Here is a 15,769-nt window from a genome sequence, read left to right on the forward strand (position 1 = left end):
GCCGGCCGCTGGCTGAACTCGAGGTTCAGGCAGGCAGCAGCCCCTGCGGGCCCAGCCGCAACGGCGCGGCCAGCGGCTGGCCGTCGAACGTAGGCGCGCCATCGCGCCAGCCCAGCCGGCCTTGGGTGATCAACCCGACGGTCGCCGGCAGCAGCCGATGCTCCAGCGGCAGCAGGCGCTGGGCCAGATGCTGTTCGTCCTCGCCCGGCTCGACCGGCAGCCTGGCCTGTGCCACCACCGGGCCGCCGTCGAGCTCGGCAGTGACGAAGTGCACGCTGGCGCCGTGTTCCAGGTCGCCCGCTTCCAGCGCGCGGCGATGCGTGTGCAGGCCGCGGTACTTGGGCAGCAGCGAAGGGTGGATGTTGAGCATGCGTCCGGCCCAGGGCGCGATCGCCTCACCATCCAGGATGCGCATGAAGCCGGCCAGCACGACCAGCTCGGCGCCGCTGGCGGCAAGCCGGCCGAACAGGTCCAGGTCGAAGGCGCGGCGGTCCGGATAGGCCTTCGGATCGAGCACCAGCGTGGGTATGCCCACGGCCTCGGCCAGCTTCAGGGCGCCGGCCTGGACCTTGTCGCTGGCCACCAGCACGAACTCGGCCGCCAGTTCCCCGCGCTCGCGCGCGGCCAGCAGCGCGGCGAGGTTGCTGCCGCGTCCGGAGGCGAGGACGGCGATGCGGAGAGGGTGGGGCATGGCGACCGATCGTGCTGCGAAGCTTGGGAGGGCGTCATTCCCGCGAAAGCGGGAATCCATCTTGGCCTCTTGCCGGACGGCGGAACCGGATTCCCGCTTTCGCGGAAACGGCGCCCGACAAGAGAAGCCGGCGTCAACCGATATGGACGCGCTCGTCGCCGTGCGCCTTCACCACTTCGCCGATCACGCGGCTGGCCAGGCCGTGCTTGGCCAGCATCGCGGCGGCGCCGTCGACCGCCTCGCGCGGCAGGATCACGGTGAAGCCCACGCCGCAGTTGAAGGTGCGCCACATCTCCTCGCGCGCCACCTTGCCTTCGCGCATCAGCCAGTCGAACACCGGCGGCAGCACGACGGCGTCGGCATCGATGGCCAGGCCCAGGCCCTCGGGCACGACGCGGATGATGTTCTCCTTCAGGCCGCCGCCGGTGATGTGGGCCATGCCGTGAACGGGCTGGCTCCCGAGCAATTCCAGCATCGGCTTGACGTAGATGGTGGTCGGCGCCATCAGCGCGTCCGCGAGCTTCACGCCGCCGAGGTCGAGGTCGAGCGGCCGGCCGGCGCGTTCGAGGATCTTGCGCACCAGCGAATAGCCGTTGGAGTGGGGACCGGACGAGGCCACGCCCAGCACCACGTCGCTGGCGACGATCGCCTCGCCCGAGAGCAGCTGCGATTTCTCCACCGCGCCGACGGTGAAGCCGGCCAGGTCGTATTCGCCCGGCGGATACATGTCGGGCATCTCGGCCGTCTCGCCGCCGATCAGCGCGCAGCCGGCGAGCTCGCAGCCCTTCGCGATGCCGCCCACCACGGCCACGGTGGTCTCCACGTCCAGCTTGCCGGTGGCGAAGTAGTCCAGGAAGAACAGGGGCTCGGCGCCCTGCACCAGCACGTCGTTGACGCACATGCCGACCAGGTCGATGCCGATGCTGTCGTGGCGGCCCAGCTGCTGGGCGAGCTTGAGCTTGGTGCCCACGCCATCGGTGCCGGACACCAGCACCGGTTCCTTGTAGCGTCCGGCCAGGTCGAACAGGCCGCCGAAGCCGCCCAGCCCGCCCATCACCTCGGGCCGGAAGGTACGCTTGACCAGCGGCTTTATGCGTTCGACCACGGCATTGCCCGCGTCGATGTCGACGCCGGCGGCGCGGTAGGTGAGGGCGTCGGACATGGCGGCCACCGGCAGCTGAGAGAAACGCTGGATTCTAGCAGGACGGCACCCGCGGCCGCGTGCGATGGACGCTGCCGGCCGGATTGGGCAGACTCCCCTCGAGTACTTCCCAAGGATGAGGCTTCCCCATGCGTCTGCCACGCCTCTTGCTCGCGGTCCTGCTGCTGGGCTTCGCCGCCATCCCGTTGCACGCCCAGACGGCTGCGCCGGCCTCGCCCTACGCCGTAGTGGTGCCGGTCACCGACACCAGCGAGGCGCAGCGCGACCAGGCGTTCGGCACGGCGCTGGGCCAGGTGCTCGAGCGCGTCGCCGGCGGCCAGGACCTGCGCGACAAGCCCGGCTACGACGAAGCCCTGAAGGGTGCGCCCGGACTGGTGCAGCAGTTCCAGTACCAGCGTGCCGGCACCGGCATCGTGCTGCAGGTGAATTTCGACGCCGGCGCGGTGCGCCGGCTGGTCACCCAGCTGGGCGTGCCGGCCGCCGGCGTGAAGCCGCCGGTATTGGCCCTGGTGCACGGCAGCGACGGCAGCCTGCTGGGCAAGGATGCGCTCGGCGCACTGGCGCAGGCCGCGGCGGCGCACGGCTACACGCTGGCCTATCCGGATCCGGCCAGCCCGCCGGATGCCTCGGCGCTGGCCGGCGCCGATCCGGCCGCGCTGGCGCAGGTCGCCCAGCGCTACCGTACCGGCCTGATCCTGGTCGGCAAGCTCAAGGGCGCCAGCGCCAGCTGGACGCTGGTGTCCGGCGGCAAGCCGCAGCCGTGGAGCGACCAGGCGGTCAGCGAAGACGCGCTGCTGGCCGACGCCGGCAACACGCTGGCCGATCGCCTGGGCAAGCAGCTCAACGTGATCGGCGCCAGCATCAGCAACGGCAAGATCTGGGTCGGCAAGGTCGACTCGGCGCAGGCGTACGCCAGCCTGCTCGCCCTGCTGCGCGCCGACCCGACGGTGCGCGAAGTGAGCACGCTCGGCGCGGACAACGACGGCTTCCTGTTCGCGGTCAAGTCGAGCGTGCCGACCGCTGCGCTGGCCAGCAGCCTGGCGGCCGGCGGCCGGGTGCTCCAGGGCGCGCCGCATGCAGGGGCTGACGCCAGCCTGCAGTGGCTGCACTGAGGGCGCGCGCCTTCACGGCTGAGCGGGCGGTCCGGCCGACGATGACAGATCTCCTACTTCCCGAGGCCTGCGTGTGACCCACGACCTTTCCCGCCGCTGGCAACTGCTCGCGATCGTGCTGGTGATCGGCTTTCTGATCTGGCTGCTGGCGCCGGTGCTGATGCCTTTCGCCATCGCCGGCATGCTGGCCTACCTCGGCGACCCGCTAGCCGACCGGCTGGAGCGCGTGGGCATGAACCGCACGCTGGCGGTGAGCATCGTGTTCTTCGTGCTGGTGCTGCTGTTGACCGGCGCGCTGCTGCTCCTGGTGCCGCTGATCTCCCACCAGGTCGAGAACCTGATCCGCAACCTGCCGCACTACGTGGACTGGGCGCAGAACGTGGCGCTGCCCTGGCTGCAGCACAAGCTCAACCTCGATCCGGATGCCTTCGACACCGGCCGCCTGATGGCCGCGATCCGCGCGCACATCGGCTCGATCGGCGCGGTGGCGACGACGGTGCTGGGCACGGTCTCGCGGTCCAGCCTGAGCGCGGTGATGTGGTTGACCAACCTGGTGCTGATCCCGGTGGTGAGCTTCTACCTGCTGCGCGACTGGGACCGCCTGATCGCCTACATCGACCGCGTGCTGCCGCGCTCGGTGCAACCGACGGTGGCCCATCTGGCGCGCGAGTCCGACGCGGTGCTGGGCGCCTTCGTGCGCGGCCAGCTGCTGGTGATGCTGGCGCTGGGCATCTACTACGGTGGCAGCCTGACCCTGGTCGGCCTGTCGGTGGGCCCGCTGATCGGCATGGTCGCCGGGCTGCTGAGCTTCGTGCCGTACCTGGGCTTCATGGTCGGTTTCGGCGCGGCGATCGTCGCCGCGCTGGTGCAGTACGGCGACTGGACGCATTCGCTGATCGTGTGCGGCGTGTTCGTGGTCGGCCAGTTGCTGGAAGGCTACGTGCTGGTGCCCAAGCTGGTGGGCGACAAGATCGGCCTGCACCCGGTGGCGGTGATCTTCGCCGTGCTCGCCGGCGGCTACCTGTTCGGCTTCCTGGGCGTGCTGCTGGCGTTGCCGGCGGCCTCGGTGATCATGGTGCTGCTGCGCTATCTGCTGGAGCGCTACCGGCTGAGCGAGCTGTACACCGAGGCCGGGCCGGAAGACCCGGTGATCGCCGAGGTCAATGTCACCCTGGACACCCCGGGCGGCGAGGGCAAGGGACAGGCGAGCACGGCCGTCGCCACCCCGCGCCGTCCGGACGGCGGCGCGTCGCCATGATCCCGCAGCTGCCGCTCGCGCTGCGCTGGCCGCGCAGGCAGCGCTTCGAACACTTTCACGCCGGCGCCAATGCCGCCGCGCTGGCCGCGGTGCGCATGCTGGTCGAGACGCCGGGCGCGCCGTGGGTCTATCTGCACGGTCCCTCCGGCAGCGGCCGCAGCCACCTGTTGCTGGCGGCCTGCCAGGCGGCCAGCGCGGCCGGCCGGCGCGTGCAGTACCTGCCGCTGACCGGCATGCACGAACACATCGGCGCCCTGCGCGGCGTGGGCAGCAGCGAGTTGTTGGCGATCGACGACCTGGGGGTGCTGGCCGGCGAGCGCGCCGCCGAACACGCCTTGTTCGACCTCTACAACCAGGTGCGCGCCGAAGGCGGCGCCATGCTGTTCGCCGCCGACGCGCCACCGGCGCAGTTGGGGATCGGCCTGCCCGACCTGTGCTCGCGCCTGGGCGCGTGCACGCAATTCGCGCTCAGGCCGCTGGACGACGCCGAGCGCCGGGCGGTGCTCAGGGAGCAGGCGGCCGCGCGCGGCATCGGCCTGGACGAGGCCGTGCTGGACTGGCTGTTCGCCCGCTACGCGCGCGACCTGGCCGCCCTGCTGGGCCTGCTGGACAAGCTGGACCAGGCCTCGCTGGCGGCCAAGCGGCGCATCACGGTGCCGTTCCTGCGCGAGTTCCTGCGCGAGATGGGCTGAGGCGCCCCAAGCCCGCTCGGGCAGCGGCCGGGGCGCCTCCCCGGCTACTTCTTCTCGGCCTGCTTGCCCTCGTCGATCAGCTCGCGCACGCGCTGTCCGCCCTTGTGGCCGAGCTCCGAATAGCCTTCCGGCCCGAGCTGTTCCTTGCGGATCTCGCCGCCCTTGTGGCCGCCCTTCTGGCCGGCCTCGCGCACGGTCATGTCGCCCTTGTCGCGCTGGTTGTCGCTGTGCTTCATGTCGTCGCCTCGCTGTCGCTTACTTGCGGCTGCCGCCGCGGTCTTCGGCCTGCTTGCCTTCCTGGATCAGTTCGCGCGTGCGCTCGCCGCCCTTGTGGCCGCCGATCTCGCCGCCCTTGTGGCCGGCTTCGCGCACGGTCATCTCGCCCTTGTCGTGCTGGCTGCCGCCGGCGTGCTTGCCTGGCTGGTTCTTCTGCTGGGTCATCGCGGTTTCTCCTGTGCTGCGTCAGTGGGGGCGCTGTTCGCTCTGGCTGGCCTCGACCTGGCGGCCGCGGTTGATCAGTTCGCGCACGCGCAGGCCGCCCTTGCGGCCGGCCTCGCGCACGCTGAGCTTGCCGCGGGCGCCATCGATGCCGTCGTTGGATGCGTGGCTCGCGTACTTACCGTCGTTGGATCGACTGCCTGGGTACTGTTGCCGGTTCATGGGATATGTCTCCGTGGATAAGTCCAGTTCTTGTTCTGAAGGCCGGCTGGCCGCCCTCCCGGCGTCCAGCGGAAAACAGCGGGTGCGGCAGCGTCCGCACGCGCTTCCGCCCATCGGCACGCAGGTGCCGCGATGGCGGCGAACGCTCCCTCGCTCGCCAGGACGGCGCGAAGCTTCGTGGCGTCCTTCGGACGGCAAGGGCGTTGCAATGCGGATGCCAGCGCGAGGTGCGCCATGCAGCGGAGCGCGGCATTGGCGAGGCTGGAAAAAACCGCTTCGGCTGGAAAGATCTACAGCAGCGTCCGCCTGGTGGTCAGGCAGGCAGGTGGGTTTGGTCGGCCATGGGAACGGACCCGCCGCGCAAAAGAAAAGGGCGCCCGCAGGCGCCCTTGTCGATCCCGGTGGCTCGGCTCAGGCCTTGAGCAAGGCCGGCGTGGCCTGGGCGCCGATCGCGTCGGTCATCGCCTTGGCCACGTTGAGGTTGCCGGCGATGATGTTGCCGCTGGCGGGCAGGCCGTCGCGTCCCGCGAAGTCGCCGTAGCGGCCGCCCGCCTCGTGCACCAGCAGCGCGCCGGCGGCCATGTCCCAGGGCTTCAGGCCGATCTCGAAATAGCCGTCGTAGCGTGCGGCGGCGGTGTAGGCGAGGTCCAGCGCCGCGGAGCCGGAGCGGCGGATGTCCTCGGCCTGGCCGAGCAGCGCGCGGGTCATCGCCAGCTGCGCGTCCAGATGCTCGCGCTGGCGGTAGGGGAAGCCGGTGGCGATCATCGCGCCACCCAGGTTTTCGCGCCGCGACACGCGGATGCGCCGGTCGTTGAGATAGGCGCCGTCGCCCTTGCTGGCGGTGAACAATTCGTCGCGCAGCGGATCGAACACCACGCCGTAGACCGGCACGCCCTTGTCGACCAGCGCGATCGAGACGGAGAAATGCGGAATGCCGCGCAGGTAGTTGTGCGTGCCGTCCAGCGGGTCGATCACCCAGGTCAGCGGGTTCTTGCCGCTGGCGCCGCCTTCCTCGGCGAGGATGGCGTGTTCGGGGTAGGCGCGACGCAGCTCCTTGACGATCTCGGCCTCGGCCAGGCGGTCGACCTCGGAGGCGAAGTCCATGCGGTGTTTTTCGACCACGTGCAGGCCGTCGATGCGGTTCATGTAGCGCAGGATCACGTTGCCTGCGGCGCGCGCGGCACGTGCCGCGATGGTGACGGCGGGTCTGGGCATGGCTTCGGCTTTGGATAAAGAGCGGATTGCGGCCGGCGATTCTAGCAGACACGGGAAAAGGCGCGCCCTGCGATCGGGCATACTGGCCGCTCCCCGGGGGCGGGGATCTAGGAAGGGAAGGACATGGCCCTTCGCCAGTGGGTCGCGGTGGGTTTGCGGTTCTTCGCCCTGTGGCTGTGCTTCAGCGCGTTGAGCGGGCTGTTCTTCTGGTACAGGCTCGAGCAGGTCAACGAACTGGGTGCGCAAGGGGGCGTGGTCTACATCATGGCCGCCATGGCGGCGTTATCTGTCCTGGTGTGGTGTGCGGCTTACCGGATCGCTGGCGCGGTGGTCGCCCGGTTGCCACAGGTCGAAACAACCGGGCTGTCGGCCGTCGATCTGGCCACGGCAGGTAGCGTGCTGATGGCCTTGTGGTGGCTTGGGGACGGTGTCGCGGGCCTCGCTGACGTATGGGCGAGAGCGCAGGTCTTCTCATCCACGAATGGGCGTGCGGCGCTCTTTTCCATGGATCAGGCGATGCGCGCCCATGCCCTCTACTACCTCGCCAAGTCCCTGCTCGCTGCTGGGATCCTGGCGCGCGCGCCGGTCCTCGCCCGGTGGGCGCTCGGGTCGCGCGCCTGACGTCAACCCGCGCCGAGCGCATGAGCGTTCGCTCGCATGGATTATTCTTGCGCCCCCTCGCCAGCCGTCTTCCGCTATGACTGACCTAGCTGCCCTTTTCCGCTTCGTGCTCGTGCGCACCTCGCATCCCGGCAACATCGGCAGTGCGGCGCGGGCGATCCGCACGATGGGCTTCACGCGGCTGGAACTGGTGGCGCCGGCCGATTTCCCCAGCCGCGAGGCCGATGCGCTGGCGGCCAATGCAGTCAGCGTGCTGGCCGAGGCGAAGGTGCATGGCACGCTGGTCGATGGCCTGGCGGGCGTGACCTTCGCGCTGGGCCTGTCGGCGCGAAGGCGCGGCGTGAACCTGGAGGAGCTGACCCCGCGCGAGGGCGCGGCGCAGGCGCTGGCCGCCGCCGCCCGCGGCGGGCAGGTGGCGCTGGTGTTCGGCAACGAGCGCACCGGGCTGGAGAACGAGGAGCTGGCGCGCTGCCACGCAATGGTGCGCATCCCCAGCGTGGAGGACTACAGCTCGCTCAACCTGGCCCAGGCGGTGCAGGTGATGGCCTACGAACAGCGCCTGGCGATGCTGGGCGAGACGCCCCTGCCGGCGCCGCCGGAGCACGACGAGCCGCCCGCCGACGCATCGCGCATGGAGCGCTTCTTCGAGCACCTGGCGCAGACGCTGGAAGAGATCGAGTTCCACAAGGGGCGCGAGCCGGCCACGATCATGCTGCGGCTGCGTCGGCTGTTCCAGCGTGCGCAGCCGGACGAGCGCGAGCTGCGCATCCTGCACGGCGTGCTCGCCGATGCGCAGCGCATGGCGATGCTGGCGCACCGCGCGAAGTAAGGCCTGGCGCAGGCGTGGCCGGCGGCGGGCTCAGGGCGCGACCGGCTGCAAGGCCTCCACGTACACCAGCTCGCAGGCGCCATCGCCGGTGTCCTCGCGGCTGAGCGAGGTGCGCCAGCGCCAGCCGTCCGGACGGCTGGCATCGACCAGGAGGCCTTCGATGTGCACCAGCTCGCCCTGGCGCACGCGCTCCATGGAGCGACGCACGCCCTCGTCGGCGGGGATCAGGTGCATGTTGGCGCTGGAGGTCTCGATCTCGCGGCGCGGAATCGGGAACTCGTCCACATGCCAGTAGTAGAAGCGGCCGGACTGCCGGATGTCGATGCGCGAGAGCACCGCGCTGTCGGACATGCGGCCCCAGCCGAGCGCCAGGTCCATCGGCGCGAGCGAGGCGCCGGCGTCAAAACGGTAGTCCTCGCGCGAGAGCACGCGCGCGGTGAGCGCGAAGTGGGCGCGCGTGCGCAAGGTGACGTCGCCGCGCTGGAGCGTCGCGCCTTGGTCCAGGTCCACTTGCTCCGGCGCATCCGCGGCGAGCACGCCGGCAGGCGGATGCAGCGGGCGATGCGCCCACCAGCCGAGCGCGCCCCAGCCTAGCGCCGCGAAGAGCGCGAACCACAGCAGCCGCCGCATCGGTTTTTCCCCTGTGGACGTTGGTCAGGCGCGCTTGCGCCGCGCGGCGCCGGCGGGTTCGCAAAGCTCCGGCTTGAGCAGGCCGGCCGGCAGGCTGCGCACGACGTCGGCGAAGCGCTTGAGGAACGGCCCGAGCGATGAACTCTTGCGCCACACCAGCGCGATGCGCCGGCTCGGCGCGTTTCCTGCGAACTCCAGCAACTGCACGTTGCCGGTGCGCGCCACCGGCGGCTTGATCGCCAGGGTCGGCAACAGCGTGATACCCACGTTCGCGGCCACCATCTGGCGCAGGGTTTCCAGGCTGGTCGCGCGGAAGCCGACCTTTTCGCCGGCGCCGGCGAGCTGGCAGAGCTCCAACGCCTGGTCGCGCAGGCAATGGCCGTCCTCCAGCAGCAGCAGGCTCTCGTCCTCAAGGTCGGCGAGCTTCAGCCGCGCCTTGCGCCGGGCCAGCGGATGGTCGTCCGGCACCGCCAGCACGAATGGCTCCTCGAACAGGAATTCCGCATGCAGGCTTTCCTCGTGCAGGGGCAGGGCGAGCAGCCCGGTGTCCAGCGACCCCTCGCGCAGCATGCGGATGACCTGCTCGGTCTTTTCCTCGATCAGCAGCAGTTCCAGCCGCGGAAAGCGCTGGCGCACCAGCGGCACCAGGTGCGGCAGCAGGTAGGGCCCGAGCGTGGGAAACACGCCCAGGCGCAGCTTGCCGGCCTCCGGGTCGCGCGTGCGCTGGGCGATCGCGCGAATCTCGTCGACCTCGGCCAGCACCGCGCGCGCGCGGCCGGCGATCTCGCGGCCGGTCTCGGTGAGCAGCACCTTGCGCGGCGTGCGCTCGACCAGCGCCACGCCCAGCTCGTCCTCCAGCTTCTTGATCTGGGTCGATAGCGTAGGCTGGCTGACGAAGCTCGCCTCGGCGGCACGGCCGAAATGGCGGTGCTCGGCCAGCGAGACCAGATAGGTGAGATCGCGCAGGTTCATGGCCGGATTCGATATGTCGTGCCTATGATTGTGACGGCGGTGATCGATCCGGACAATCCTCGGCCGAGCGCGATCGGCGGGTCTTTTTCTTCCTCGCCCATGCCGGCAAGGCGGCCAGCCTCTCTCCTTCGGGCGCAGCCGCGAAGGTGGGGCAACCGCCTTGAACCCGGGACGCGCTTCACGGCATCGCCAGCCCGGCCATGCCTTTTGGCACTGTGTCACAAGTCATGCCCGGCCTAGCTTCCGAGGCTTGCCTTCACCGTCCCCTGGGGAACCGCCATGCGTCGACTCGTCCGCCCGCTCGTGCTCACCGCGCTCGCCACCTGCTGCGCCGCCGCCTTCGCCGCCACCAACGAACCGGTGCCGCACGGCAAGCTGCCGCGCTGGGCGGTGCCGCAGTCCTACGCGCTGTCCTTCAAGGTGGACCCGCGCCAGCAGGATTTCTCCGGCACCACGGTCATCAAGGTGGACCTCAAGCAGGCTTCCGACCACATCTGGCTGCATGGACACGACCTTAAGGTCGCCAAGGTCAGCGTGACCGACGCGGCCGGCAAGACGCACGCGGCCAGGTACGTCGAGGCAGCGCCCAAGGAAGGTGTGGTCCGCGTCGATTTCGCCGGCACTCTCAAGCCGCAGCAGCTGACCCTTTCCTTCGACTACACCGCGCCGCTCAACATGCAGTTGCAGGGCCTTTACAAGGTCAGCCACGAAGGCGTGCCCTACGCGATGACGCAGATGGAGCCGATCAGCGCGCGCTATGCCTTCCCCGGCTTCGACGAGCCGGACTTCAAGACGCCGTTCGACATCAGCCTGACCATACCCAACGACGAGAAGGGCGTGGCCAACACCAAGCAGATCAAGGAAGCGCCCGCCGGCAACGGCTGGAAGACGCTGACCTTCTCGCAGACCAAGCCGCTGCCGACCTACCTGGTCGCCTTCGGCGTGGGCCCGTGGGACATCGTGGCCGGCCCGGATATCTCGCCGGACGCCTACCGCGCCACGCCGCTCGAGCTGCGCGGCATCGCCGCCAAGGGCGAGGGCCACCGCATGCGGCACGTGCTGTCCGAGACGCCGAGCATCATCCACACGCTGGAGGACTACTACGGCTTCGGCTATCCGTGGGACAAGCTCGACCTGCTCGCGGCCCCGGACTTCTCCGCCGGCGCCATGGAGAACGCCGGCCTGGTGACCTTCCGCGACTGGCTGCTGCTGCTCGATCCCGATTCCCCGGCGCAATACGTGCGCGGCTCGTTCAACGTCAACGCGCACGAGCTGGCCCACCAGTGGACCGGCGACACGGTCACCACCGACTGGTGGAACGACATCTGGCTCAACGAGGCCTTCGCCACCTGGATGCAGCAGAAGGTGACCATGAAGGTGCACCCGGACTACCGCGCCGACCTGGACCGCGTGCGTGGCGCGCAGGGCGCGATGGCCAACGACAGCCTGGTCACCGCGCGCAAGATCCGCCAGCCGATCACCGGCAATGGCGACATCGAGACCGCGTTCGACTCGATCACCTACCAGAAGGGCGCCAGCGTGCTCGGCATGTTCGAGGGCTACGTCGGCGAGAAGACCTTCCAGAAGGGCATGCGCCAGTACATCCAGGACCACAAGTTCGGCAACGCTACCGCCGACGACCTGGTCGACTCGATCGCCAAGGCGGCCGATAAGGGCGAGGACTTCAGGCAGGCGTTCAAGAGCTTCCTCAACCAGCCCGGCGTGCCCTACGTGCAGACCAGGCTGAGCCAGCAGGGCGGCCAGACCGTGCTGGAGCTCAGCCAGAGCCGTTACCTGCCGTTCGGCAGCAAGGGCGATGCGAAGCACGTGTGGGGTGTGCCGGTGTGCGTGCGCTACGGCACCGCCGATGGCAGCAAGGTCGCCTGCGAACTGCTGCAGAAGGCGCAGGGCGGCATGGTGCTGCCAGGCGCGGCGGCGAACACCTGGGTGATGCCCAACGCCAACGCCAGCGGCTACTACCGCTTCGGCATGGGCAAGGACGAGCTGGCGCGGCTGGGCGGACAGGTCGGCAAGCTGACCGACGCCGAGCAGCTGGCCTACGCCGACGCGGCCGACGCCAGCTTCCAGCACGGCGACCTCGACGCCGGCAGCCTGCTGGCCGCGCTCAAGCCGCTGACCGCTTCGCGCGTGCGCGAGGTGGCCACCGCGCCGCTGGGCGGCTTCGGCTGGATCAACCGCTACCTGGCGCGCACCGATGCCCAGCGCGCCGCGCTGCGTGCATGGGCTTCGTCCGCCTATCTGCCGCGGATGGAACTGCTCGGCTACCACCGCAAGCCGGGCGAGGCCGACGGCGACTCGCTGCTGCGCAGCACGCTGGCGGAATTCCTCGCGATCGGCGTCAAGCTGCCGCAGGTGCGCACCGAACTGCTCAAGCAGGGTGACGCCGCGCTCAAGCGCAAGGCCGATGGTCGCCTCGACCTGGGCGCGGCCGATCCGGACCTGCTGGACACGGCGCTCGGGGTGGCGGTGCAGGAGCACGGCAAGAGCGCGGTCGACGCGCTGATCGCCGAACTTCCCAAGACTTCCGACCCGGCCCTGCGCAACGCCATCCTGGCCGGCCTGAGCGCGGTCGAGGATCCGGCGCTGGCCGAACAGGTGCGCAACTTCGCGCTGGACAAGCAGGTCAAGGTCGGCGAGATGGCGGCGCTGCTGCGCGGCGGCCGCGACACGCGCGCCCAGCGCGATGCGATGTGGAACTGGGCCGTGGGCCACTACGACCAGATCGTCGCCCGCACCGGCAGCTTCGCCGGTGGCCGCCTGCCCGCGCTGATGGGCGGTGGCGGCTGCTCGCAGGAAGAGGCCGACCGCCTGAAGGCGTTCTTCAGGACGCGCGCCAAGGACGTCACCGGCGCCGAGCGCGGCCTGGCCCAGACCACCGAGCGCACCCTGCTGTGTGCCGCGCTGGCGGACAAGCAGGATCCGCAGGCCATCCTGCACTGAGGATGGCGCCTGCCGTGACCGAACGCCGGGCGGCAACGCCCGGCGTTTTCTTTGGACGGATAAGGAGGACGGGTGCGGCAGCGCGCGGCGTGGCTACACTGGCGCCCCGCCCGCAAGCCTTCCCGATGACGAATGTCCGCGCACTCCTGTCCGATGCCGCCATCCTTCTTGGCGACCGTGCCGATGCAGAAATTTTGCTGGCCCACGTGCTGGCCAAGCCGCGCAGCTGGCTGATCGCGCACGCCGACGACCCGCTGGCCGACACCGAGGTTTCGGCCTTCACCGCGCTGGCCGCGCGCCGCAAGGCGGGCGAGCCGGTGGCCTACCTCACCGGCCGCCGCGGCTTTTGGACGCTGGAGCTGGAGGTGGATCCGGCCACGCTGATCCCGCGGCCGGAGACCGAATTGCTGGTGGAGCTGGCGTTGGCGCTGCTGCCGCCGGGCGGGTCGCCGCGCGTGCTCGACCTGGGCACCGGCAGCGGCGCCATCGCGCTGGCGATCGCGCGCGAGTGTCCGCACGGTCGGGTCACCGCGACCGACGCGAGCGCCGATGCGCTGGCCGTGGCGCGGCGCAATGCCGTGCGCAACCGCATCGCCAACGCAGCCTTCGTCCATGGCGACTGGTTCGCGCCGCTGGCCGGCACGTGCTTCGAAGTGATCGTCTCCAACCCGCCGTATATCGCCGCGGACGATCCGCATCTGGCGCAGGGCGACCTGCGCTTCGAGCCGGCCGGCGCGCTGGCCTCCGGTCCGGACGGTCTGGACGACATCCGGCGCATCGTCGCCGCTGCCCAGGCGTACCTCGCGCCGGGTGGCTGGCTGCTGTTCGAGCACGGCTGGGACCAGGGCGCGGCGGCGCGCGCCCTGCTCGGAGCGGCGGATTACCGCGAGATATTCACCGCGCAGGATCTGGAGGGGCGCGACCGCGTGACCGGTGGGCGATCGGCGTAGGGCGCCTTCAGCCCGCGCTGGCCGCCATCGTGGCGACCGGTTGCGGGAAGCGCGCGCGGATTGCGTTGCGGATGCCGGGCAGGTCCAGGCCCGCCATCGAGAGCACTTCCTCGCGGCTGCCGTGCTCCAGATAGACGTCCGGCAGGCCCAGATGCAGGATCGGCTTGACCAGGCCGTGCGCGGCCAGGCACTCGGCCACGCCGGAGCCGGCGCCGCCGGCGATGGCGTTGTCCTCCAGCGTGACGAAGGCATCGTGCGTCCTGGCCAGCTCCAGGATCATCGCCTCGTCCAGCGGCTTGACGAAGCGCATGTTGACCAGCGTGGCGTCCAGTTCCGCCGCCACCACCGAGGCGGGCGCGAGCATCGCGCCGAAGGAGAGGATCGCCAGGCCGTGCCCGCGCCGGCGCAGCTCGGCCTTGCCGATCGGCAAGGTGTCCAGCTCCTTGCGCACGGCTGCGCCCGGGCCGGTGCCGCGCGGGTAGCGGATGGCGGCGGGGCCTTCGTATTCGAAGCCGGTGGTCAGCATCGTTCGGCACTCGTTTTCGTCGGCCGGCGCCATGATCAGCATGTTCGGCAGGCAGCGCAGGAACGACAGGTCGAAGCTGCCCGAGTGCGTGGCGCCGTCGGGGCCGACCACGCCGGCGCGGTCGATCGCGAAGGTGACGTCCAGGTTCTGCAGCGCCACGTCGTGGATCGCCTGGTCGTATGCGCGCTGCAGGAAGGTCGAGTAGATCGCCACCACCGGCTTGGCGCCTTCGCAGGCCATGCCGGCGGCCAGCGTCACCGCGTGCTGCTCGGCGATCGCCACGTCGAAATAGCGCTTGGGGTATGCCTTGGAGAAACGCACCAGGCCCGAGCCTTCGCGCATCGCCGGCGTGATGCCGAGCAGGCGCTCGTCGGCGGCGGCCATGTCGCACAGCCAGTCGCCGAAGATGTCGGTGTAGGTGGGCTTGGCCGGCGCGCCCTTTTTCACCACACCGGCGACCGGGTCGAACGGGCCCACCGCGTGATACTCGATCTGCTCCTGCTCGGCCGGCGCGTAGCCCTTGCCCTTGGTGGTGACCACGTGCAGGAGTTGCGGCCCGGGCAGGTTCTTGACCGTGCGCAGGGCGCGCAGCAGGGCCGGGATGTCGTGGCCGTCGATCGGGCCGGTGTAGTGGAAGCCGAGCTCCTCGAACAGCGTCGAAGGCAGGAACATGCCCTTGGCGTGCTCCTCCCAGTTCCTGAAGAAGCGGCCGAACAGCGACTGCCGCGGGATCGCCTTCTTGGCCCGCTCGCGCACGGCGTTGAGGCGGCGGCTGGCCATGGCGCGCGCCATCATCTTGGTCATCGCGCCGACGTTCTCGCTGATCGACATGCCGTTGTCGTTGAGCACGACGAGCATGTTGGGCTCGACGTCGCCGCCGTGGTTGAGCGCCTCGAAGGCCATGCCGGCGGTCATCGCGCCGTCGCCGATCACGGCGACGAACTTGCGCTCGTCGCCGCGCCGCTGCGCCGCGATGGCCATGCCCAGCGCGGCCGAGATCGAGGTGGAGGAGTGGCCCACGCCGAAGGTGTCGTAGGCGCTCTCCTCGCGGCGCGGGAAGGGCGCCAGGCCATCCTTCTTCTTGATCGTGGTGATGCGGTCGCGCCGGCCGGTGAGGATCTTGTGCGGGTAGCACTGGTGGCCCACGTCCCACACCAGTCGGTCGCGCGGCGTGTCGAACACGTGGTGCAGCGCCACGGTAAGTTCGACCACGCCCAGGCCCGCGCCGAAATGGCCGCCGGAGCTGGCGACCGATTCGATCAGGTACTGGCGCAGCTCGGCCGCCACGGCGGGCAGCTCGGCGTCGGACACGCGACGCAGGTCGTCCGGCGTCTCGATCCGGGCCAGATGGGGATAGCGGGAGAGGTCGATCATCCGTGTATTGTTGGTCCAGCGGCAGGGCGGGGCAAGGGCGGCAACATGAACGCCCGCGGCCAGCCTGCACGCTGACCATACAAATTGCTGCGCAAGCTTGCGCCGACGTCTCCTTG

The 15,769-nt window shown here is 70.2% G+C and carries 16 protein-coding genes; 7 read left to right on the plus strand and 9 right to left on the minus strand.

What is annotated here, in order from left to right; all coding sequences use genetic code 11:
* Positions 1–25: 25 nt before the first annotated feature.
* The gene (gene purN / locus VGU03_RS06905; protein WP_327479652.1) at positions 26–691 is read right to left on the minus strand and encodes a phosphoribosylglycinamide formyltransferase; all 666 of its coding nucleotides are present in this window, start codon (positions 689–691) and stop codon (positions 26–28) included.
* A 133-nt stretch (positions 692–824) separates the two neighbouring features.
* A complete protein-coding gene (gene purM, locus VGU03_RS06910) occupies positions 825–1,853 on the minus strand; it encodes a phosphoribosylformylglycinamidine cyclo-ligase (protein ID WP_327479653.1) in 1,029 nt (342 codons plus the stop codon).
* Positions 1,854–1,981: 128 nt separating this feature from the next.
* Between purM and VGU03_RS06915 the strand changes: the two genes are divergently transcribed.
* The 3 genes from VGU03_RS06915 to hda all read left to right on the plus strand — a co-directional run bounded on the left by VGU03_RS06915 (position 1,982) and on the right by hda (position 4,915).
* The gene (locus tag VGU03_RS06915; RefSeq protein WP_327479654.1) at positions 1,982–2,965 is read left to right on the plus strand and encodes a DUF2066 domain-containing protein; all 984 of its coding nucleotides are present in this window, start codon (positions 1,982–1,984) and stop codon (positions 2,963–2,965) included.
* A 73-nt stretch (positions 2,966–3,038) separates the two neighbouring features.
* Positions 3,039–4,223: an AI-2E family transporter gene (locus tag VGU03_RS06920; protein WP_327479655.1), complete on the plus strand. Its 1,185-nt coding sequence runs from the start codon at positions 3,039–3,041 to the stop codon at positions 4,221–4,223.
* Positions 4,220–4,915: a DnaA regulatory inactivator Hda gene (gene hda, locus VGU03_RS06925; RefSeq protein ID WP_327479656.1), complete on the plus strand. Its 696-nt coding sequence runs from the start codon at positions 4,220–4,222 to the stop codon at positions 4,913–4,915. The genes VGU03_RS06920 and hda overlap by 4 nt, the downstream gene beginning before the upstream one ends.
* Before the next feature lie 44 nt (positions 4,916–4,959).
* On the opposite strand, the gene VGU03_RS06930 is transcribed toward hda, so the two are convergent.
* The 4 genes from VGU03_RS06930 to VGU03_RS06945 all read right to left on the minus strand — a co-directional run bounded on the left by VGU03_RS06930 (position 4,960) and on the right by VGU03_RS06945 (position 6,790).
* Positions 4,960–5,151: a hypothetical protein gene (locus tag VGU03_RS06930; protein WP_327479657.1), complete on the minus strand. Its 192-nt coding sequence runs from the start codon at positions 5,149–5,151 to the stop codon at positions 4,960–4,962.
* A 19-nt stretch (positions 5,152–5,170) separates the two neighbouring features.
* Entirely contained in the window at positions 5,171–5,356 is a 186-nt protein-coding gene (locus tag VGU03_RS06935; protein WP_327479658.1) for a hypothetical protein, read from the minus strand.
* A gap of 21 nt (positions 5,357–5,377) precedes the next feature.
* Positions 5,378–5,575 (minus strand): hypothetical protein, encoded by a 198-nt coding sequence (locus tag VGU03_RS06940; protein WP_327479659.1) that lies wholly within the window; start codon positions 5,573–5,575, stop codon positions 5,378–5,380.
* Positions 5,576–5,986: 411 nt separating this feature from the next.
* Positions 5,987–6,790: an inositol monophosphatase family protein gene (locus VGU03_RS06945; protein WP_327479660.1), complete on the minus strand. Its 804-nt coding sequence runs from the start codon at positions 6,788–6,790 to the stop codon at positions 5,987–5,989.
* Positions 6,791–6,913: 123 nt separating this feature from the next.
* Here VGU03_RS06945 and VGU03_RS06950 point away from each other — a divergent pair, with 123 nt between their 5' ends.
* Together VGU03_RS06950 and VGU03_RS06955 are read left to right on the plus strand one after the other, a co-directional pair.
* The gene (locus VGU03_RS06950; protein ID WP_327479661.1) at positions 6,914–7,411 is read left to right on the plus strand and encodes a hypothetical protein; all 498 of its coding nucleotides are present in this window, start codon (positions 6,914–6,916) and stop codon (positions 7,409–7,411) included.
* Between the two features lie 76 nt (positions 7,412–7,487).
* Positions 7,488–8,240, plus strand: coding sequence for an RNA methyltransferase (locus VGU03_RS06955; RefSeq protein WP_327479662.1), 753 nt, complete (start codon positions 7,488–7,490; stop codon positions 8,238–8,240).
* A 30-nt stretch (positions 8,241–8,270) separates the two neighbouring features.
* On the opposite strand, the gene VGU03_RS06960 is transcribed toward VGU03_RS06955, so the two are convergent.
* Positions 8,271–8,870: a hypothetical protein gene (locus VGU03_RS06960; RefSeq protein WP_327479663.1), complete on the minus strand. Its 600-nt coding sequence runs from the start codon at positions 8,868–8,870 to the stop codon at positions 8,271–8,273.
* Positions 8,871–8,894: 24 nt separating this feature from the next.
* Positions 8,895–9,842, minus strand: a complete 948-nt coding sequence (gene oxyR / locus VGU03_RS06965) for a DNA-binding transcriptional regulator OxyR (RefSeq protein ID WP_327479664.1) — start codon at positions 9,840–9,842, stop codon at positions 8,895–8,897.
* Between the two features lie 279 nt (positions 9,843–10,121).
* Between oxyR and VGU03_RS06970 the strand changes: the two genes are divergently transcribed.
* Together VGU03_RS06970 and prmC are read left to right on the plus strand one after the other, a co-directional pair.
* A complete protein-coding gene (locus VGU03_RS06970) occupies positions 10,122–12,803 on the plus strand; it encodes a M1 family metallopeptidase (protein ID WP_327479665.1) in 2,682 nt (893 codons plus the stop codon).
* Positions 12,804–12,928: 125 nt separating this feature from the next.
* Positions 12,929–13,753 (plus strand): peptide chain release factor N(5)-glutamine methyltransferase, encoded by an 825-nt coding sequence (gene prmC / locus VGU03_RS06975; RefSeq protein ID WP_327479666.1) that lies wholly within the window; start codon positions 12,929–12,931, stop codon positions 13,751–13,753.
* A gap of 7 nt (positions 13,754–13,760) precedes the next feature.
* Here prmC and dxs read toward each other — a convergent pair whose 3' ends face one another.
* Positions 13,761–15,653 carry a 1-deoxy-D-xylulose-5-phosphate synthase gene (gene dxs / locus VGU03_RS06980; protein WP_327479667.1) on the minus strand — a complete coding sequence of 631 codons (1,893 nt, stop codon included), beginning with the start codon at positions 15,651–15,653 and terminating at the stop codon, positions 13,761–13,763.
* Between the last annotated feature and the right edge of the window lie 116 nt (positions 15,654–15,769).

Origin of the sequence: Frateuria sp. (assembly GCF_035944355.1) — a bacterium.
Taxonomy (GTDB): domain Bacteria; phylum Pseudomonadota; class Gammaproteobacteria; order Xanthomonadales; family Rhodanobacteraceae; genus Frateuria_A.